General features: G+C 69.0%; 17 protein-coding genes and 4 tRNA genes. 19 read left to right on the forward strand and 2 right to left on the reverse strand.

Annotated elements, in window-relative coordinates:
- The first annotated feature begins 7 nt into the window (after positions 1–7).
- On the forward strand, positions 8–868 hold the full coding sequence (locus FK530_RS05100; protein WP_231706503.1) for a M48 family metalloprotease: 861 nt from the start codon (positions 8–10) through the stop codon (positions 866–868).
- A 174-nt stretch (positions 869–1,042) separates the two neighbouring features.
- Here FK530_RS05100 and FK530_RS05105 read toward each other — a convergent pair whose 3' ends face one another.
- Positions 1,043–1,534, reverse strand: a complete 492-nt coding sequence (locus FK530_RS05105) for a YajQ family cyclic di-GMP-binding protein (protein WP_146485893.1) — start codon at positions 1,532–1,534, stop codon at positions 1,043–1,045.
- Between the two features lie 93 nt (positions 1,535–1,627).
- On the opposite strand from FK530_RS05105, the gene FK530_RS05110 reads away from it, so the two are divergent.
- From FK530_RS05110 to rplA, 11 genes are all read left to right on the forward strand, one after another.
- Positions 1,628–1,709: transfer RNA gene (locus tag FK530_RS05110), tRNA-Tyr, on the forward strand.
- Positions 1,710–1,845: 136 nt separating this feature from the next.
- Positions 1,846–1,918: transfer RNA gene (locus tag FK530_RS05115), tRNA-Thr, on the forward strand.
- A gap of 32 nt (positions 1,919–1,950) precedes the next feature.
- A tRNA-Met gene (locus tag FK530_RS05120) sits at positions 1,951–2,024 on the forward strand.
- Positions 2,025–2,058: 34 nt separating this feature from the next.
- Positions 2,059–2,226 (forward strand): 50S ribosomal protein L33, encoded by a 168-nt coding sequence (gene rpmG, locus FK530_RS05125; protein WP_013125415.1) that lies wholly within the window; start codon positions 2,059–2,061, stop codon positions 2,224–2,226.
- A 94-nt stretch (positions 2,227–2,320) separates the two neighbouring features.
- The gene (hadA, locus tag FK530_RS05130) at positions 2,321–2,887 is read left to right on the forward strand and encodes a (3R)-hydroxyacyl-ACP dehydratase subunit HadA (RefSeq protein ID WP_146485894.1); all 567 of its coding nucleotides are present in this window, start codon (positions 2,321–2,323) and stop codon (positions 2,885–2,887) included.
- Positions 2,874–3,299 (forward strand): (3R)-hydroxyacyl-ACP dehydratase subunit HadB, encoded by a 426-nt coding sequence (hadB, locus tag FK530_RS05135; RefSeq protein ID WP_068523951.1) that lies wholly within the window; start codon positions 2,874–2,876, stop codon positions 3,297–3,299. Before hadA ends, hadB begins: the two co-directional genes overlap by 14 nt.
- A gap of 146 nt (positions 3,300–3,445) precedes the next feature.
- Positions 3,446–3,518 (forward strand) — tRNA-Trp (locus FK530_RS05140).
- Between the two features lie 75 nt (positions 3,519–3,593).
- Positions 3,594–3,983: a preprotein translocase subunit SecE gene (gene secE, locus FK530_RS05145; protein WP_146485895.1), complete on the forward strand. Its 390-nt coding sequence runs from the start codon at positions 3,594–3,596 to the stop codon at positions 3,981–3,983.
- Positions 3,984–4,025: 42 nt separating this feature from the next.
- The gene (gene nusG / locus FK530_RS05150; RefSeq protein ID WP_146485896.1) at positions 4,026–4,850 is read left to right on the forward strand and encodes a transcription termination/antitermination protein NusG; all 825 of its coding nucleotides are present in this window, start codon (positions 4,026–4,028) and stop codon (positions 4,848–4,850) included.
- A gap of 62 nt (positions 4,851–4,912) precedes the next feature.
- Positions 4,913–5,344: a 50S ribosomal protein L11 gene (gene rplK / locus FK530_RS05155; RefSeq protein WP_068527852.1), complete on the forward strand. Its 432-nt coding sequence runs from the start codon at positions 4,913–4,915 to the stop codon at positions 5,342–5,344.
- Positions 5,345–5,440: 96 nt separating this feature from the next.
- Entirely contained in the window at positions 5,441–6,154 is a 714-nt protein-coding gene (gene rplA / locus FK530_RS05160; protein WP_146485897.1) for a 50S ribosomal protein L1, read from the forward strand.
- A 72-nt stretch (positions 6,155–6,226) separates the two neighbouring features.
- Here the strand turns inward: rplA and FK530_RS05165 are convergent, their stop codons facing one another.
- Entirely contained in the window at positions 6,227–6,607 is a 381-nt protein-coding gene (locus FK530_RS05165) for a DUF4190 domain-containing protein (protein WP_146485898.1), read from the reverse strand.
- A gap of 155 nt (positions 6,608–6,762) precedes the next feature.
- On the opposite strand from FK530_RS05165, the gene FK530_RS05170 reads away from it, so the two are divergent.
- The 7 genes from FK530_RS05170 (at position 6,763) to FK530_RS05200 (ending at position 12,399) form a co-directional block, all read left to right on the forward strand.
- On the forward strand, positions 6,763–7,581 hold the full coding sequence (locus tag FK530_RS05170; RefSeq protein ID WP_146485899.1) for a DUF2786 domain-containing protein: 819 nt from the start codon (positions 6,763–6,765) through the stop codon (positions 7,579–7,581).
- Positions 7,578–8,303, forward strand: a complete 726-nt coding sequence (locus tag FK530_RS05175; RefSeq protein ID WP_146485900.1) for a hypothetical protein — start codon at positions 7,578–7,580, stop codon at positions 8,301–8,303. Before FK530_RS05170 ends, FK530_RS05175 begins: the two co-directional genes overlap by 4 nt.
- Complete coding sequence (locus FK530_RS05180; RefSeq protein ID WP_146485901.1) at positions 8,300–9,223, forward strand: hypothetical protein; 924 nt, start codon at positions 8,300–8,302, stop codon at positions 9,221–9,223. Before FK530_RS05175 ends, FK530_RS05180 begins: the two co-directional genes overlap by 4 nt.
- Before the next feature lie 5 nt (positions 9,224–9,228).
- Positions 9,229–9,705: a TIGR04338 family metallohydrolase gene (locus tag FK530_RS05185; RefSeq protein WP_146486301.1), complete on the forward strand. Its 477-nt coding sequence runs from the start codon at positions 9,229–9,231 to the stop codon at positions 9,703–9,705.
- Between the two features lie 319 nt (positions 9,706–10,024).
- Positions 10,025–10,555 (forward strand): 50S ribosomal protein L10, encoded by a 531-nt coding sequence (gene rplJ / locus FK530_RS05190; protein ID WP_146485902.1) that lies wholly within the window; start codon positions 10,025–10,027, stop codon positions 10,553–10,555.
- Positions 10,556–10,654: 99 nt separating this feature from the next.
- Positions 10,655–11,047: a 50S ribosomal protein L7/L12 gene (gene rplL, locus FK530_RS05195; RefSeq protein WP_146485903.1), complete on the forward strand. Its 393-nt coding sequence runs from the start codon at positions 10,655–10,657 to the stop codon at positions 11,045–11,047.
- A 188-nt stretch (positions 11,048–11,235) separates the two neighbouring features.
- Complete coding sequence (locus FK530_RS05200) at positions 11,236–12,399, forward strand: ABC transporter ATP-binding protein (protein WP_146485904.1); 1,164 nt, start codon at positions 11,236–11,238, stop codon at positions 12,397–12,399.
- The last annotated feature ends 337 nt before the right edge of the window (positions 12,400–12,736 follow it).

Here is a 12,736-nt window from a genome sequence, read left to right on the forward strand (position 1 = left end):
GCCTTCCGTGCAGGGCCGGAGGAGTCGGACCGGCAACCAGATCCGCACCGCGCTGCTGCTGGCGCTGGTCGCAGGTTTCGTGATGGCCACCGGCGCGGTCTTCGGCCAGACGGCCTTCGTGCTCTCGATCGTGCTCGCCGCGGGCGTCTGCGCCTACCTGTACGTGAGCGGTCCGCAGCTGCCGCTGCGCGCGATGCACGCGCGCAGCGTCTCCGAGCTGCAGCAACCCGCGTTGTTCCGGCTGGTCCGCGAGCTGTCGACGTCCGCACGGCTGCCGATGCCCGCGATCTACGTCTCGCCGACCGGCGCGCCCACCGCCTTCGCCACCGGTCACGGGCCGACCCATGCCGCGGTATGCGTGACGATCGGCCTGCTCGAGCTGCTCTCGGAGGACGAGCTGCGGGCGGTCCTGGCGCACCAACTCGCGCGGATCGGCTCCCGGGACACGCTGACCGCCTCCGTCGCCGGGGCTCTCGGAGCGGTGATCTGCGGTTTCGCGGGCTTCGGCTATCTGCTCGGCTTCGGTGACGGCGGCGCGCGACGCAGCCGGGTCGTCGACGCGATGCTGTCGGTACTCGCGCCCATCGCCGGCGCCCTGATCCGCCTCGGCGTCTCGCGGACCGTCGACTACCGCGCCGACCACGCCGCGGCCCTGCTCACCGGCGCGCCGTCCACCCTGGTCGGCGCCCTCCGGAAGGTGTCCGACGGTGCCGCCCGCGCGCCCCTGCCTCCCGAACCCGAGATCGCCGTGCACGCCAACACCATGCTGGTCTGCCCCTTCCGCGACAGTGACCGGCTGGGACGGATCTTCCGCACCCAGCCGCCCGTCGACAGCCGCGTCGAGCGCCTGGACGCGCTCACCGCGTAGCCCGACGGTCCGCCGTCGGGTGCGGCGCGGCGCGGGGGACGAGCCGCGGCGCGGGGGACGACGCCGCATCGCACCTCATCCGGGCGTGACGAAATCCGCCGCACCCCTCCTCCGTGAGGAAACCCACAGCTGCGCCCGCACCCTCGGCCGAGGCGCACCGTCGGGCAGGAAGAGCTAGCGGTAGTTGACGAACTGCACCGCGATGTCGAGGTCGGCGCCCTTGAGCAGCGACTGGACGGCCTGCAGGTCGTCGCGCGACTTGCTGGAGACGCGCAGCTCCTCGCCCTGGATCTGGGCCTTGACGGACTTGGGGCCCTCGTCGCGGATGAGCTTGCTGATCTTCTTGGCGTTCTCGGAGGTGATGCCCTCGACGAGCGTGCCGGTGATCTTGTACGTCTTGCCGGAGGCGACGGGGTCACCGGCGTCGAAGGCCTTGAGCGAGAGGCCGCGCTTGATCAGCTTCTCCTGGAACACCTCGAGGCCGGCCTTGGCGCGCTCCTCGGCGTCGGAGGTGATGACGATCTTGTCCTCGCCCGAGGCCTCGACGGTGGTGTTGGTGCCGCGGAAGTCGTACCGCTGGCTGAGTTCCTTCGACGCCTGGTTGAGGGCGTTCGCGACCTCCTGGCGATCGATCTTGCTCACGACATCGAACGACGAATCGGCCATCTCGGCTGGACTCCTAATCAGTTGACCTGCGGGTTTGCGCGCCCCCCACGGGGGCGTTGTAGTCTATCGTCCGCTGCCTTCACGGGCGGCAAAGGCACGTTGCCCGAGCGGCCAATGGGAGCGGACTGTAAATCCGTCGGCTATGCCTACGTAGGTTCGAATCCTACACGTGCCACCTGCTGCGGCCCCCGGTGTTCATCACCGGGGGTCGCAGCGATTAGCGAGTTGACCTGCGGATTTGGATGATGTCCGCCGCGGTGTGTAATCTCGTTGAGGCTCTTGGAGCGCCGGAGACGGTGCCCTGAGGACACGCCCCCTTAGCTCAGTCGGCAGAGCGTTTCCATGGTAAGGAAAAGGTCGACGGTTCGATTCCGTCAGGGGGCTCGCTAGACCAGTGCAATGTGCTGATAGCTCAGGGCGGTGTAGCTCAGCTGGTTAGAGCGCACGACTCATAATCGTGAGGTCGGGGGATCGAGCCCCCCCACCGCTACAACTGACAAGAGATTTGCGAAAGAGGGACCGTCGTGGCTTCATCGACAGATGTCCGCCCCAAGATCACCTTGGCGTGCGAGGTGTGCAAGCACCGCAACTACATCACCAAGAAGAACCGTCGCAACGATCCCGATCGCCTCGAGCTGAAGAAGTTCTGCCCGAACTGCGGATCGCACCAGGCGCACCGAGAGTCGCGCTGACGTAGACGTCGACGAAGGGGAGGGCATCCGAGGAGGATGCCCTCCCTTTTGGCATACTGCCCTTCAGCCCATTCACGATAGGTAGGTTCGACACGTGAGCAAGGACATCGATGTGCCGGGTGGACCGGTCACCGAGCAGCTCAGCCCCGAAGAAGTCGCGGAGCGCACGCGCGCTGCGGTCGGCTACAACTACGAGTACGACCAGAAGTACTACGTCAGCCGCGAGAAGGTCCGCGAGTTCGCGAACGCCTCCCAGCTGACCGATCCGGTGCATCACGACGTGGAGGCCGCGCGCGCGGCCGGGTACGCCGACATCGTGGCGCCCCCGATCATGTTCTCCCTGATCGGGATCATCGCTCACCGCCCGCTGTTCGAGAACGCGATCGTCGGCTACGGCCGCCGTCCCGTCGTGCAGTCGGCGCAGGAGGTCAAGTTCCACGCGCCGATCGTCGCCGGGATGACGCTCACGACGCACGTGCACTTCGACGCGTTCCGGCAGGCTGCGGGCGCCGACCTGATCGTGACCCGCAACGAGATCTCCGACCAGGACGGCAACCACCTCGTCACGTCCTGGACCACCCTGGCCGGCCGGTCGGGCGAGGACGAGGACGCCGCGTTCGTCGGCGCTATGGAAAAGGTGATGATGTATGGCGCTTCGTAACTTCGCGGACGTGACGGTGGGCGAGGAGCTCCCGGAGCGCACCTTCGAGCTGACCCGCGGCGACCTGGTGAACTACGCCGGCGTGACGGGCGACCCGAACCCCATCCACTGGTCCGATCACATCGTGAAGCTCGCCGGCATGGAGGACGTCGTCGCGCAGGGCATGCTCACGATGAGCCTGGGCTCGAACTACATCACCGAGTGGCTGGGTGATCCGGGCGCGCTCAAGGAGTACAGCGTGCGCTTCACCGCGCCGGTCTTCGTTCCGGCCGATCAGAAGGCGGAGCTCCTGTACTCAGGCAAGATCAAGTCGCTCGACGAGGAGACCAAGACGGGTGTCGTCTTCCTGACGGTCAAGCAGGGCGAGCGCAAGATCTTCGGCAAGCCGGTCGCCACCGTCCAGTTCGCCTGACGGTCCGCGGTCCGTCGGGCCGCATGACCGGTGCGTTTTGAGGTGCGGCACCGATGTGCCGTACACTGAACTGTCCGCACCAAACGGCGGGCGTGCGAAAGCGCGCCCATCGAAGGGTGCGGGTGCAGGGCCGCGAGGTCCCGCAAAGGGGTGTAGCTCAGTTGGTAGAGCAGCGGTCTCCAAAACCGCAGGTCGCAGGTTCGAGTCCTGTCGCCCCTGCATAGCGCGGGCCCCGGCCCGGCTGTCGAAATCGGCGGGCCGACGCCCGCTGGAAGATCCAGCGGAGGGAAGTGCGTGAGCGACGAGAAGGACGACGCGACCACCGGCGAGACCGCCGGCGACAGCGCCGCCGAAGACGCCCAGCAGGCCCGCCCGTCCGGTAAGCGCTCCAGCGGCCGTCGTGGCCGCACCGCGCTGGCCGAGGCCCCGGAGCCCGGTACGGCGGTCGAAGCCGGTGCCGCGAAGAAGTCCGCGGACGCGAAGCGCTCGCGCAACCCGTTCGCCGCCATCTGGTTGTTCATCCGCCAGGTCGTCGCGGAGCTGCGGAAGGTCATCTGGCCGACCCGGAGCCAGATGATCAACTACACGATCATCGTGCTGGTCTTCGTGGTGGTCCTCACCGCGCTGATCAGCCTCCTCGACCTCGGCTTCGCGAAGCTGATGTTGTGGGCGTTCGGCAAGTAGCCGGACGACACGAGTAGACGAGACGGAAGGAACTTCGGCGCTGTGAGCACCCCGGAGCACAACGAGGCAGAGCTGGACGTCCAGGCGGACGTGCAGGTCGATGACGCTGCCGCGGCGACCGAGGTGTCGGCCGAGGACGAAGCCCTGATCGAGGTCGAGGAGAGCGTCCTCGGCGCGGACGAGCCCGGCGACGGCGCCGAGATCGTCGCCGAGGAGGAGCCCGAGGAGATCGACCCCGTCGAGGAGCTCAAGGCGCAGCTGCGCACCGCTCCCGGCGACTGGTACGTCATCCACACCTACGCGGGCTACGAGAACAAGGTCAAGGCCAACCTCGAGACCCGTGTCCAGAACCTCGACGTCGGCGACTACATCTTCCAGGTGGAGGTCCCCACCGAAGAGGTCACCGAGATCAAGAACGGCCAGCAGAAGCGGGTCAACCGCAAGGTGCTGCCGGGCTACATCCTGGTGCGTATGGACCTCAACGACGAGTCCTGGGGCGCGGTGCGCAACACCCCCGGCGTCACCGGCTTCGTCGGCCTGACCAGCAAGCCGTCGCCGCTCACGATGAACGAGGTCGTGAAGTTCCTGCTCCCCGAGAGCGCGCGGACCAAGCCTGCCAAGGACAAGGGCGCCGCGGCCGACGGTGCCGCCGCCGCATCCGGTGCGTCGGTCTCGCAGGGCCCCGCGGTCGAGGTCGACTTCGAGGTCGGCGAGTCGGTCACCGTCATGGACGGCCCGTTCGCCACCCTGCCCGCGTCCATCAGCGAGATCAACGCCGAGCAGCGCAAGCTCAAGGTGCTGGTGTCGATCTTCGGCCGTGAGACGCCCGTCGAGCTCGCCTTCAACCAGGTCGAGAAGATCTCCTAGCGAGACACCCATGCTTCCCGCGCCGGTGCAAGGGCGCGGGGTGAAGAAAAAGGAAACTGAGGATGCCCCCGAAGAAGAAGAAGGTCGCCGGGCTCATCAAGCTGCAGATCCAGGCCGGGCAGGCCAACCCTGCTCCGCCCGTGGGTCCCGCGCTTGGTCAGCACGGCGTCAACATCATGGAGTTCTGCAAGGCGTACAACGCCGCGACCGAGTCGCAGCGTGGCAACGTCATCCCCGTCGAGATCACGGTCTACGAGGACCGTTCTTTCGACTTCAAGCTGAAGACTCCTCCGGCCGCCAAGCTGCTGCTCAAGGCAGCCGGCGTGCAGAAGGGCTCGGGAGAGCCGCACAAGAACAAGGTCGCCAAGGTGACCTGGGATCAGGTGCGCGAGATCGCCGAGACCAAGAAGGAAGACCTGAACGCGAACGACGTCGACCAGGCCGCGAAGATCATCGCCGGCACTGCTCGCTCGATGGGCATCACCGTCGAGTAAGTCGCCGGGACGCCCTGGTGCGTCCCGTGGGAGGGCCGGCTCGGCCCGCGGAACCACTCACTGCCCACTAGCCGGGCAAGAAACGAAAGAGTTTTCATGAGCAAGAACAGCAAGGCCTACAAGGCCGCTGCCGAGAAGGTCGACAAGGACAAGCTGTACAGCCCGCTCGAGGCCGTCACGCTCGCCAAGGAGACCTCCTCCACCAAGCAGGACGCCACCGTCGAGGTCGCCATGCGCCTCGGTGTCGACCCCCGCAAGGCCGACCAGATGGTGCGCGGCACCGTCAACCTGCCGAACGGCACCGGTAAGACGGCCCGCGTGATCGTCTTCGCCGTCGGCGACAAGGCCGAAGAGGCCAAGGCCGCGGGCGCCGACGAGGTGGGCGCCGAGGACCTGATCGAGAAGATCCAGGGCGGCTGGCTCGAGTTCGACGCCGCGATCGCCACCCCGGACCAGATGGCCAAGGTCGGTCGCATCGCTCGCGTGCTCGGCCCCCGCGGCCTCATGCCGAACCCGAAGACCGGCACCGTCACCCCCGACGTGACCAAGGCCGTGGGCGACATCAAGGGCGGCAAGATCACGTTCCGCGTCGACAAGGCGTCGAACCTGCACTTCGTGATCGGCAAGGCGTCCTTCGACGCCAAGCAGCTGGTGGAGAACTACGGCGCCGCGCTGGACGAGGTCCTGCGCGCGAAGCCGTCGGCGGCCAAGGGCCGGTACCTGAAGAAGGTCACCGTCTCGACGACCACCGGACCGGGCATCCCGGTGGACCCGCAGCGTGTGAACAACCTCACCGAGGACGAGGCGTAAGCCTCCCTCATCAGGGTCTGACGAAGCCCCCGGTCGCTCTCCGAGCGGCCGGGGGCTTCGTCGTCTTCGGGATCAGATCAGCGCGGCGCTGGAGCTCGCGACGAGGAACACGAAGAGGAAGAAGCCCACGTAGGCGACGATCGCGAGCAGCGTCAGAGCGGTGAAGGCGCCACCGATGATCATGCCGACCATCGCGAGCGTGTTCTTGTAGCCGCGGTCCCGGGACTGCCGGTGCGCGATCCAGCTCACGAGCAGGCCCACGGGGTAGCAGCCCACGAGGCTCAGGACGAGGCCGACGATGCCCATCGCCTGGTCCGGGTCCTGCAGGTCCTGCGGCGCGGGGTGGCCCGGGTAGGGCTGGTATCCCGGGTACGGCTGGTAACCCGGGTACGACGGTGGCTGCCCGTACGGCTCGTAGGGGTCGTAGCCGTACGGCTCGTTGGGCGTCGGCATCGTGAACATCCCCCTTGTCGTGTTGAAGTTCGGTGTGCGGCAAGCGTAACCGAGCGCGCTGAACGGCGGCTTGCGGTGGGCCTGGCGGAGGGCGCCGCGGGGCGCCGGATCGCTGCCGCGCGAACCTGTCACCGGCCGCCGGTATCGTCGCGCGCATGGACGACGACAGGCTGCTCGCCCGGATCGGGGCGCTGCTGCGGCAGGCGGAGGGCACCGACAACGAGCACGAGGCGGCCACGTTCACCGAGGCGGCGCAGCGCCTCGCGACGGCCGCATCGATCGACCTCGCCGTCGCCCGGGCGCATCAGCGCGGTGCCGAGCGGGCGCGCGCCGTCCCGGAGCAGCGCACCGTGCGGATCGGGGAGGCGGGCCGGCGCGGCCTGCGCACCTTCGTCGAACTGTTCGTCGCGATCGCCCAGTCCAACGACGTCCGGTGTGACGTGGCCTCCAACTCCACCTTCGTCTTCGCCTACGGCTTCGCGGAGGACGTCGACGCCTGCGAGGCGCTGTACGCGTCGCTGGTGATCCAGATGGTCCGAGCGTCGGACGCCTATCTCCGCTCGGGTGCGCACAAGTCGGAGACGGTGCAGCAGCTCTACGAGGACCGGCGCACCCGCCGGCGGTGGGTGGAGACCAAGCCGGTCTCGGGGGTCACCGCGCGGATCAACTTCCAGTCGGCCTTCGCGGCCCGCATCGGGGCGCGACTCGCCGAGGCCCGCGCCGAGGCCACGACGCAGGCCACCGAGCGGGGCGAGCCCGGCACCGCGGTCGCGCTCCGCGACAAGGAACTCGAACTGACCTCCTTCTACGAGGAGGAGTCCACCGCGCGGGGCCGGTGGCGTGGGTCCGCCGCGTCGGCCGGGTACTCCGACGGGGCCCGGCGCGCCGGTGACCGCGCCGGGCGGTCCGCGCGCCTGGGCGCCCATGCCGAGCTCGGCGGCAGCCGCGGCGCGCTGGAGCAGGGCGCGCCGTGAACCCGTACCCGCCGCCGCCCCCACCGCCGGCGCCGGCGCGCGGTAACGCAGGGCTGTGGTGGGTGATCGGCGGAGCGATCGTCGCCGTCGTGCTGGTCGCTGCTCTGGCGACGGCGCTGCTGGTGCGGGAGGCCGGTGACGCGTCGACGGCGGCGGGTGCCTCGTCCGCAGCATCGGGGACGGCGAGCGCCTGCGGGCTCCCGGGATCCGGCTCGACCACGCCGATCACCGACCGCGTGGTGGCCGGGCCGCTCTCCTTCCCGGTGTCCGCGGCACCCGGGTGGACGCCGCAGCGCTACCAGCTGTTCTCGCCCGGCGCCCAGGCGGCGGGCCTGCGGACCGGGGTGCCCGGTCACAAGTGGGACGCACACGTCGAGGTCGGGCTCACGACCTTCGCGCCCAGGGCCCCGGTCCTGGAGGCGGCGCGACGGATCATCCCGTGCATCGTCGCGAGCAGCCGGTACGACGCGTACCGTCCCCGGCTCGAGGGACTCACCGAACCGGAGGCGATCACCGTCGACGGGACGCCCGCCGCCCGGGTCGTCGGGCGCATCCTCGTCAGCCGGGAGGGCCTCGCGATCCCGGGCGACGTGGTTACTGTTGTGGTGATCGGCTCGGCGCCCCAGGCGTACTTCGAGTCGGACACCCCGATCGGGGACACCGCGCTCGCGGCGGTGGCCCAGCAGGTCTTCGAGCAGCTCAAGGTGGCGAGGGACGTATGAGCAACCCGCAGGATCCGAACGGGCAGCAGCCCGATCCGTACGCACAGCCCGACCCGTACGCGCAGGGTGGCTACCAGTACGGGTACGGGCAGCAGCCCGATCCGTACGGGCAGCAGGCCGACCCGTACGCACAGCGGCCGTACCAGCAGGGGTATCCGCAGCAGGGCTATCAGTATCCGGGGCAGTACCCCGGCCAACCGCAGGGGCAGCCGCCGCAGAAGCCCAACCGCACGGGCCTGTACGCCGCGATCGGCATCGCGGTGGTAGTGGTGATCGCCGTGGCCGTCGCCGCCGTGCTGCTCGTCGTGAACTCGGGCTCCGGTGAGGACCGGACCGCTGCGTCGACCGCCGGGCCGAGTTCGGTCACGCCCAGCACCGGCGGCGACTGCGGCGTGCCCGGGAGCGGTATGGCCTCGCCGATCACCGACCGGGTCGCGTCGGGCCCGCTGTCCTTCCCCGTGGCGGCCGCGCCGGGCTGGGAGCAGGAGAGTTACACCGTGTACGCGCAGAGCATCGCCGCCGCGGGCCTGCAGAAGTCGATGGGCGACGGTCAGCCGTGGCAGGCCGGCGCCGAGGTCGGCCAGACCAACTTCAACTCCAAGCTCGACCCCAAGGACGCCGCCTCGCGGATGATCCAGTGCATCGCCGACGGCGCCGGCTACCAGAACGTCACGTCCAAGCGGGTCGAGCAGTCGGCGGCCGAGTCGATCACCGTCGACGGGGTCCCGGCCGCGAAGGTCACCGGCAAGATCCTGGTCACGGGGGAGAAGCTGTCCGTCGCCGGCGACGACATCACCGTGATCGTGATCGCCTCCGCCCCGCAGACCTACGCGATGCTGGTCATCCCGATCGGTCGCGACGACATGGCCGCGACGGGCAAGGCGATCATCGAGCAGCTCAAGGTCGCCAAGGATGTGTAGCCGCGCTGGCTAGGGACGCGCAGCGCGCGGCGGTGTACCGCGCGGAGGAGCTGGTCCGCGGCCTGTTCGCGCACGCCGGGGCGGGACGCACCGTCGACGTGCTCGGGGTGCCGCTCACGCTCCCGCCGGAGGCCCGGTTCGCCTCCGTCGACTCGGTGCAGGCGTACGCCGACCGCGTCCTCGGCCGCGGTGCGGTGCGGGTGCGGGCGCGGGCGGGTGCGGCGGGCGCGCACTACGAGAACGGCCCCGCGGGCCCGGTCGTGGCGGTGCCGGCCGGGCGCGACGGTGCGTGGGCCCTGCGTGAGCTCGTGATCCTGCACGAGCTGGCGCATCACGTCGTCGCCGGGCAGGGGATGGACGGTGCCGCGCACGGCCCGTCGTTCACCCGCGCCTTCGTGGACCTCGCGGCGCAGGTCATGGGCCCCGAGGCGGGTCTGGCGCTGCGCATCGTCTACACCGAGTCCGGCGTCGCCGTCGGCTGACCCGGCTCCCCGGTGGGGACTCGACGCCGCGCGGGAGAGGACCTCCTCGCCGCTCGGGCACAGACACCGTCGCACCACGATTTGGCGACGGACCAGCGCTCGCGTACTCTGGTCCCTTGGAAACCGGTGTTCCACCGGTTCGTTCCACCGAAGACCGTCGGTCGTCGGGCGCGAGCCCGATCGAAGGTCCGGCCCCGAGCCGGCGACCCACGCAGGAGGACGAGGATTCTTCATGAACCCCGTGCGCCCTGCGCCGGGGTTCTCGTCGTTTCGGGCCCGAACCTTCTCCGTCGGATGACACGTAGAGAGGAGGCGAAGTATGGCAAACGCCGAGAAGGTCGCAGCAGTCGCTGAGATCGCCGAGAAGTTCTCGAAGTCCACGGCCACCGTGGTCACCGAGTACCGCGGGCTGTCGGTCGGTTCCATCACCGAGCTGCGTCGTTCGCTCGGAGCTGGTGCCACCTACTCCGTCGCCAAGAACACCCTGGTCAAGCTCGCCGCCAAGGATGCTGGCGTCGAGGGCCTGGACGAGCTGTTCGAGGGCCCGACCGCGATCGCCTTCATCGAGGGTGAGCCGGTCGAGGCCGCCAAGGCGATCAAGAAGTTCGCCAAGGACAACAAGGCCCTGGTCATCAAGGGCGGCTACATGGACGGCAAGGCGCTGTCCGTGGCCGAGGTCGAGCGCATCGCCGATCTCGAGTCGCGCGAGGTGCTCCTGGCCAAGCTCGCCGGTGCCATGAAGGGCAACTTGGCGAAGGCCGCTGGCCTGTTCAACGCTCCCGCCTCGCAGGTGGCCCGCCTGGCCGTCGCGCTGCAGGAGAAGAAGGCGGCCGACGAGGCTGCCGCGTAAGACCGCTGATCCAGCGAACCCCCGCGCGCACCGCTCGCGGGAACCATCACCACCTTGCCTCGCGGATCAGCGAGCAAGACTGAACGGAAGGACGCCACCATGGCGAAGCTCACCACCGACGAGCTGCTTGATGCTTTCAAGGAGCTGACCCTGCTCGAGCTCAGCGAGTTCGTGAAGGCCTTCGAGGAGACCTTCGAGGTCACCGCCGCTGCTCCGGTCGCCGTCGCGGCTGCCGGTGCGGCCCCCGCCGCCGGCGGCGCCGACGCCGCCGCCGAGCAGGACGAGTTCGACGTCATCCTCGACGGTGCCGGCGACAAGAAGATCCAGGTCATCAAGGTCGTCCGCGAGCTGGTTTCGGGCCTCGGCCTGAAGGAGGCCAAGGACCTCGTCGAGGGCGCCCCCAAGGCGATCCTGGAGAAGGTCGACAAGGAGGCCGCCGACGCCGCCAAGGCCAAGCTCGAGGAGGCCGGCGCTTCGGTTTCGGTCAAGTAATAACCGAACCGCACGTCAGTGCTGCAACCGCCCCGTCGCCCAGTGCGACGGGGCGGTTCTCGTATCCGACGGTGCCGCGGGGCGCCGAATAGAACAGGTCCGGTACCGCGACCAGCGGCGACTGGGGTACTGTGCTCCCAGCGGTCTGTGGTGCGAGCCACACCTGGAAGCGACGAAAGGTCTCGACAGTGGGTGTCGAAGTAACTACCAAGAACCTGACGAAGTCGTTCGGGTCCCAGAACATCTGGTCCGACGTCTCGCTGACCCTGCCGGCGGGCGAGGTCTCGGTTCTGCTCGGCCCGTCGGGTACCGGTAAGTCGGTGTTCCTGAAGTCGCTGATCGGTCTGCTCCGCCCCGAGGAGGGCGAGATCATCATCGACGGCACGGACATCCTCACGTGTACGTCCTCGGAGCTGTACGAGATCCGCAAGATGTTCGGCGTGCTGTTCCAGGACGGCGCCCTGTTCGGCTCGATGAACCTGTACGACAACACGGCCTTCCCGCTTCGTGAGCACACGAAGAAGAAGGAGAGCGAGATCCGTCAGATCACGATGGAGAAGCTCGAGATGGTGGGTCTGATCGGCGCGGAGGACAAGCTCCCCGGTGAGATCTCCGGTGGTATGCGAAAGCGCGCCGGCCTGGCCCGCGCGCTGGTGATGGATCCGCAGATCATGCTCGTCGACGAGCCGGACTCCGGCCTCGACCCCGTGCGTACCACCTACACCAGCCAGCTGCTGATGGACATCAACGCGCAGATCGACTGCACCACGCTGATCGTCTCGCACAACATCAACATCGCGCGCACGGTGCCCGACAACATGGGCATGCTCTTCCTCAAGCACCTCGTCATGTTCGGCCCCCGCGAGGTGCTGCTCACCTCCGAGGAGCCGGTGGTCAAGCAGTTCCTCTCCGGCTCGATGATCGGCCCGATCGGCATGTCCGAGGAGAAGGACTCGGCGCAGATGGAGGCGGAGATGGCGCGCGTCGCCGCCGGCCACTCCGACGGTGGCGTCGACGTGCCGGACGAGATCGCCCCGCAGATGCAGCCCACGCCCGGCATGCCGCCCCGCAAGGGCGAGCAGCGACGCAAGGCCCGCGTCCGCCAGATCCTGCCGACGCTGCCGGAGAAGGCGCAGATCGCCATCCGCAAGGACCTCGGCGACGACCCGGCCGACTACGCCACGACCGCGCCCGCGGTCGCCGCGCAGCAGTACCAGCAGGCCCCCGAGACGGCCCCCGTCTCGATCCAGAAGGAGTACGCGGGCGACGAGGCCCCGACCTCGGCCTACCAGGTCACCCAGGCGGACGAGAACCCGACCGACCACCTGCCGAAGGTGGACGACGGGCGCTGATCGCACCGTCGCAGGAACCGGCTGACACCGGCCCGGGAGCGCTTCCCGGGCCGGTGTCGTCGTCTCCGGCCGCACGTCGGCCCCGATATTCGAAGGAAATCGGCGGTTTCGCTTGACGTTCGCGCGGTTTCGGGTCACAGTTATCGGCAGGACGCGATCCGCTCGTGTCCACGTGAGAGCATCCTCGGGTGCCTCCGGCCCGCACGGCAGCCAGCCCGCGGCCGGGGCCGACGGCAGGGCCGACCGACGATGCCGGTGTTCGAAGAACGGCGCGCGTCATGCTTGCGCGCAAGCCCGGTGGGGCTTAGTCTGGACTGCCCCTTGCGGGGCGGTCATT

The sequence above is a fragment of the Tsukamurella conjunctivitidis genome, assembly GCF_007858475.1.
In the GTDB taxonomy this organism is placed as follows: Bacteria; Actinomycetota; Actinomycetes; order Mycobacteriales; family Mycobacteriaceae; genus Tsukamurella; species Tsukamurella conjunctivitidis.

Excerpts from the sequence above, each read along its gene's own strand:
- FK530_RS05170 (WP_146485899.1), top strand. The coding sequence starts at position 6,763 with ATGGACGACGACAGGCTGCTCGCCCGGATCGGGGCGCTGCTGCGGCAG.
- rplA (WP_146485897.1), top strand. The coding sequence starts at position 5,441 with ATGAGCAAGAACAGCAAGGCCTACAAGGCCGCTGCCGAGAAGGTCGAC.
- FK530_RS05105 (WP_146485893.1), bottom strand. The coding sequence starts at position 1,534 with ATGGCCGATTCGTCGTTCGATGTCGTGAGCAAGATCGATCGCCAGGAG.
- hadB (WP_068523951.1), top strand. The coding sequence starts at position 2,874 with ATGGCGCTTCGTAACTTCGCGGACGTGACGGTGGGCGAGGAGCTCCCG.
- rplL (WP_146485903.1), top strand. The coding sequence starts at position 10,655 with ATGGCGAAGCTCACCACCGACGAGCTGCTTGATGCTTTCAAGGAGCTG.
- rplK (WP_068527852.1), top strand. The coding sequence starts at position 4,913 with ATGCCCCCGAAGAAGAAGAAGGTCGCCGGGCTCATCAAGCTGCAGATC.
- FK530_RS05165 (WP_146485898.1), bottom strand. The coding sequence starts at position 6,607 with ATGCCGACGCCCAACGAGCCGTACGGCTACGACCCCTACGAGCCGTAC.
- FK530_RS05180 (WP_146485901.1), top strand. The coding sequence starts at position 8,300 with ATGAGCAACCCGCAGGATCCGAACGGGCAGCAGCCCGATCCGTACGCA.
- rplJ (WP_146485902.1), top strand. The coding sequence starts at position 10,025 with ATGGCAAACGCCGAGAAGGTCGCAGCAGTCGCTGAGATCGCCGAGAAG.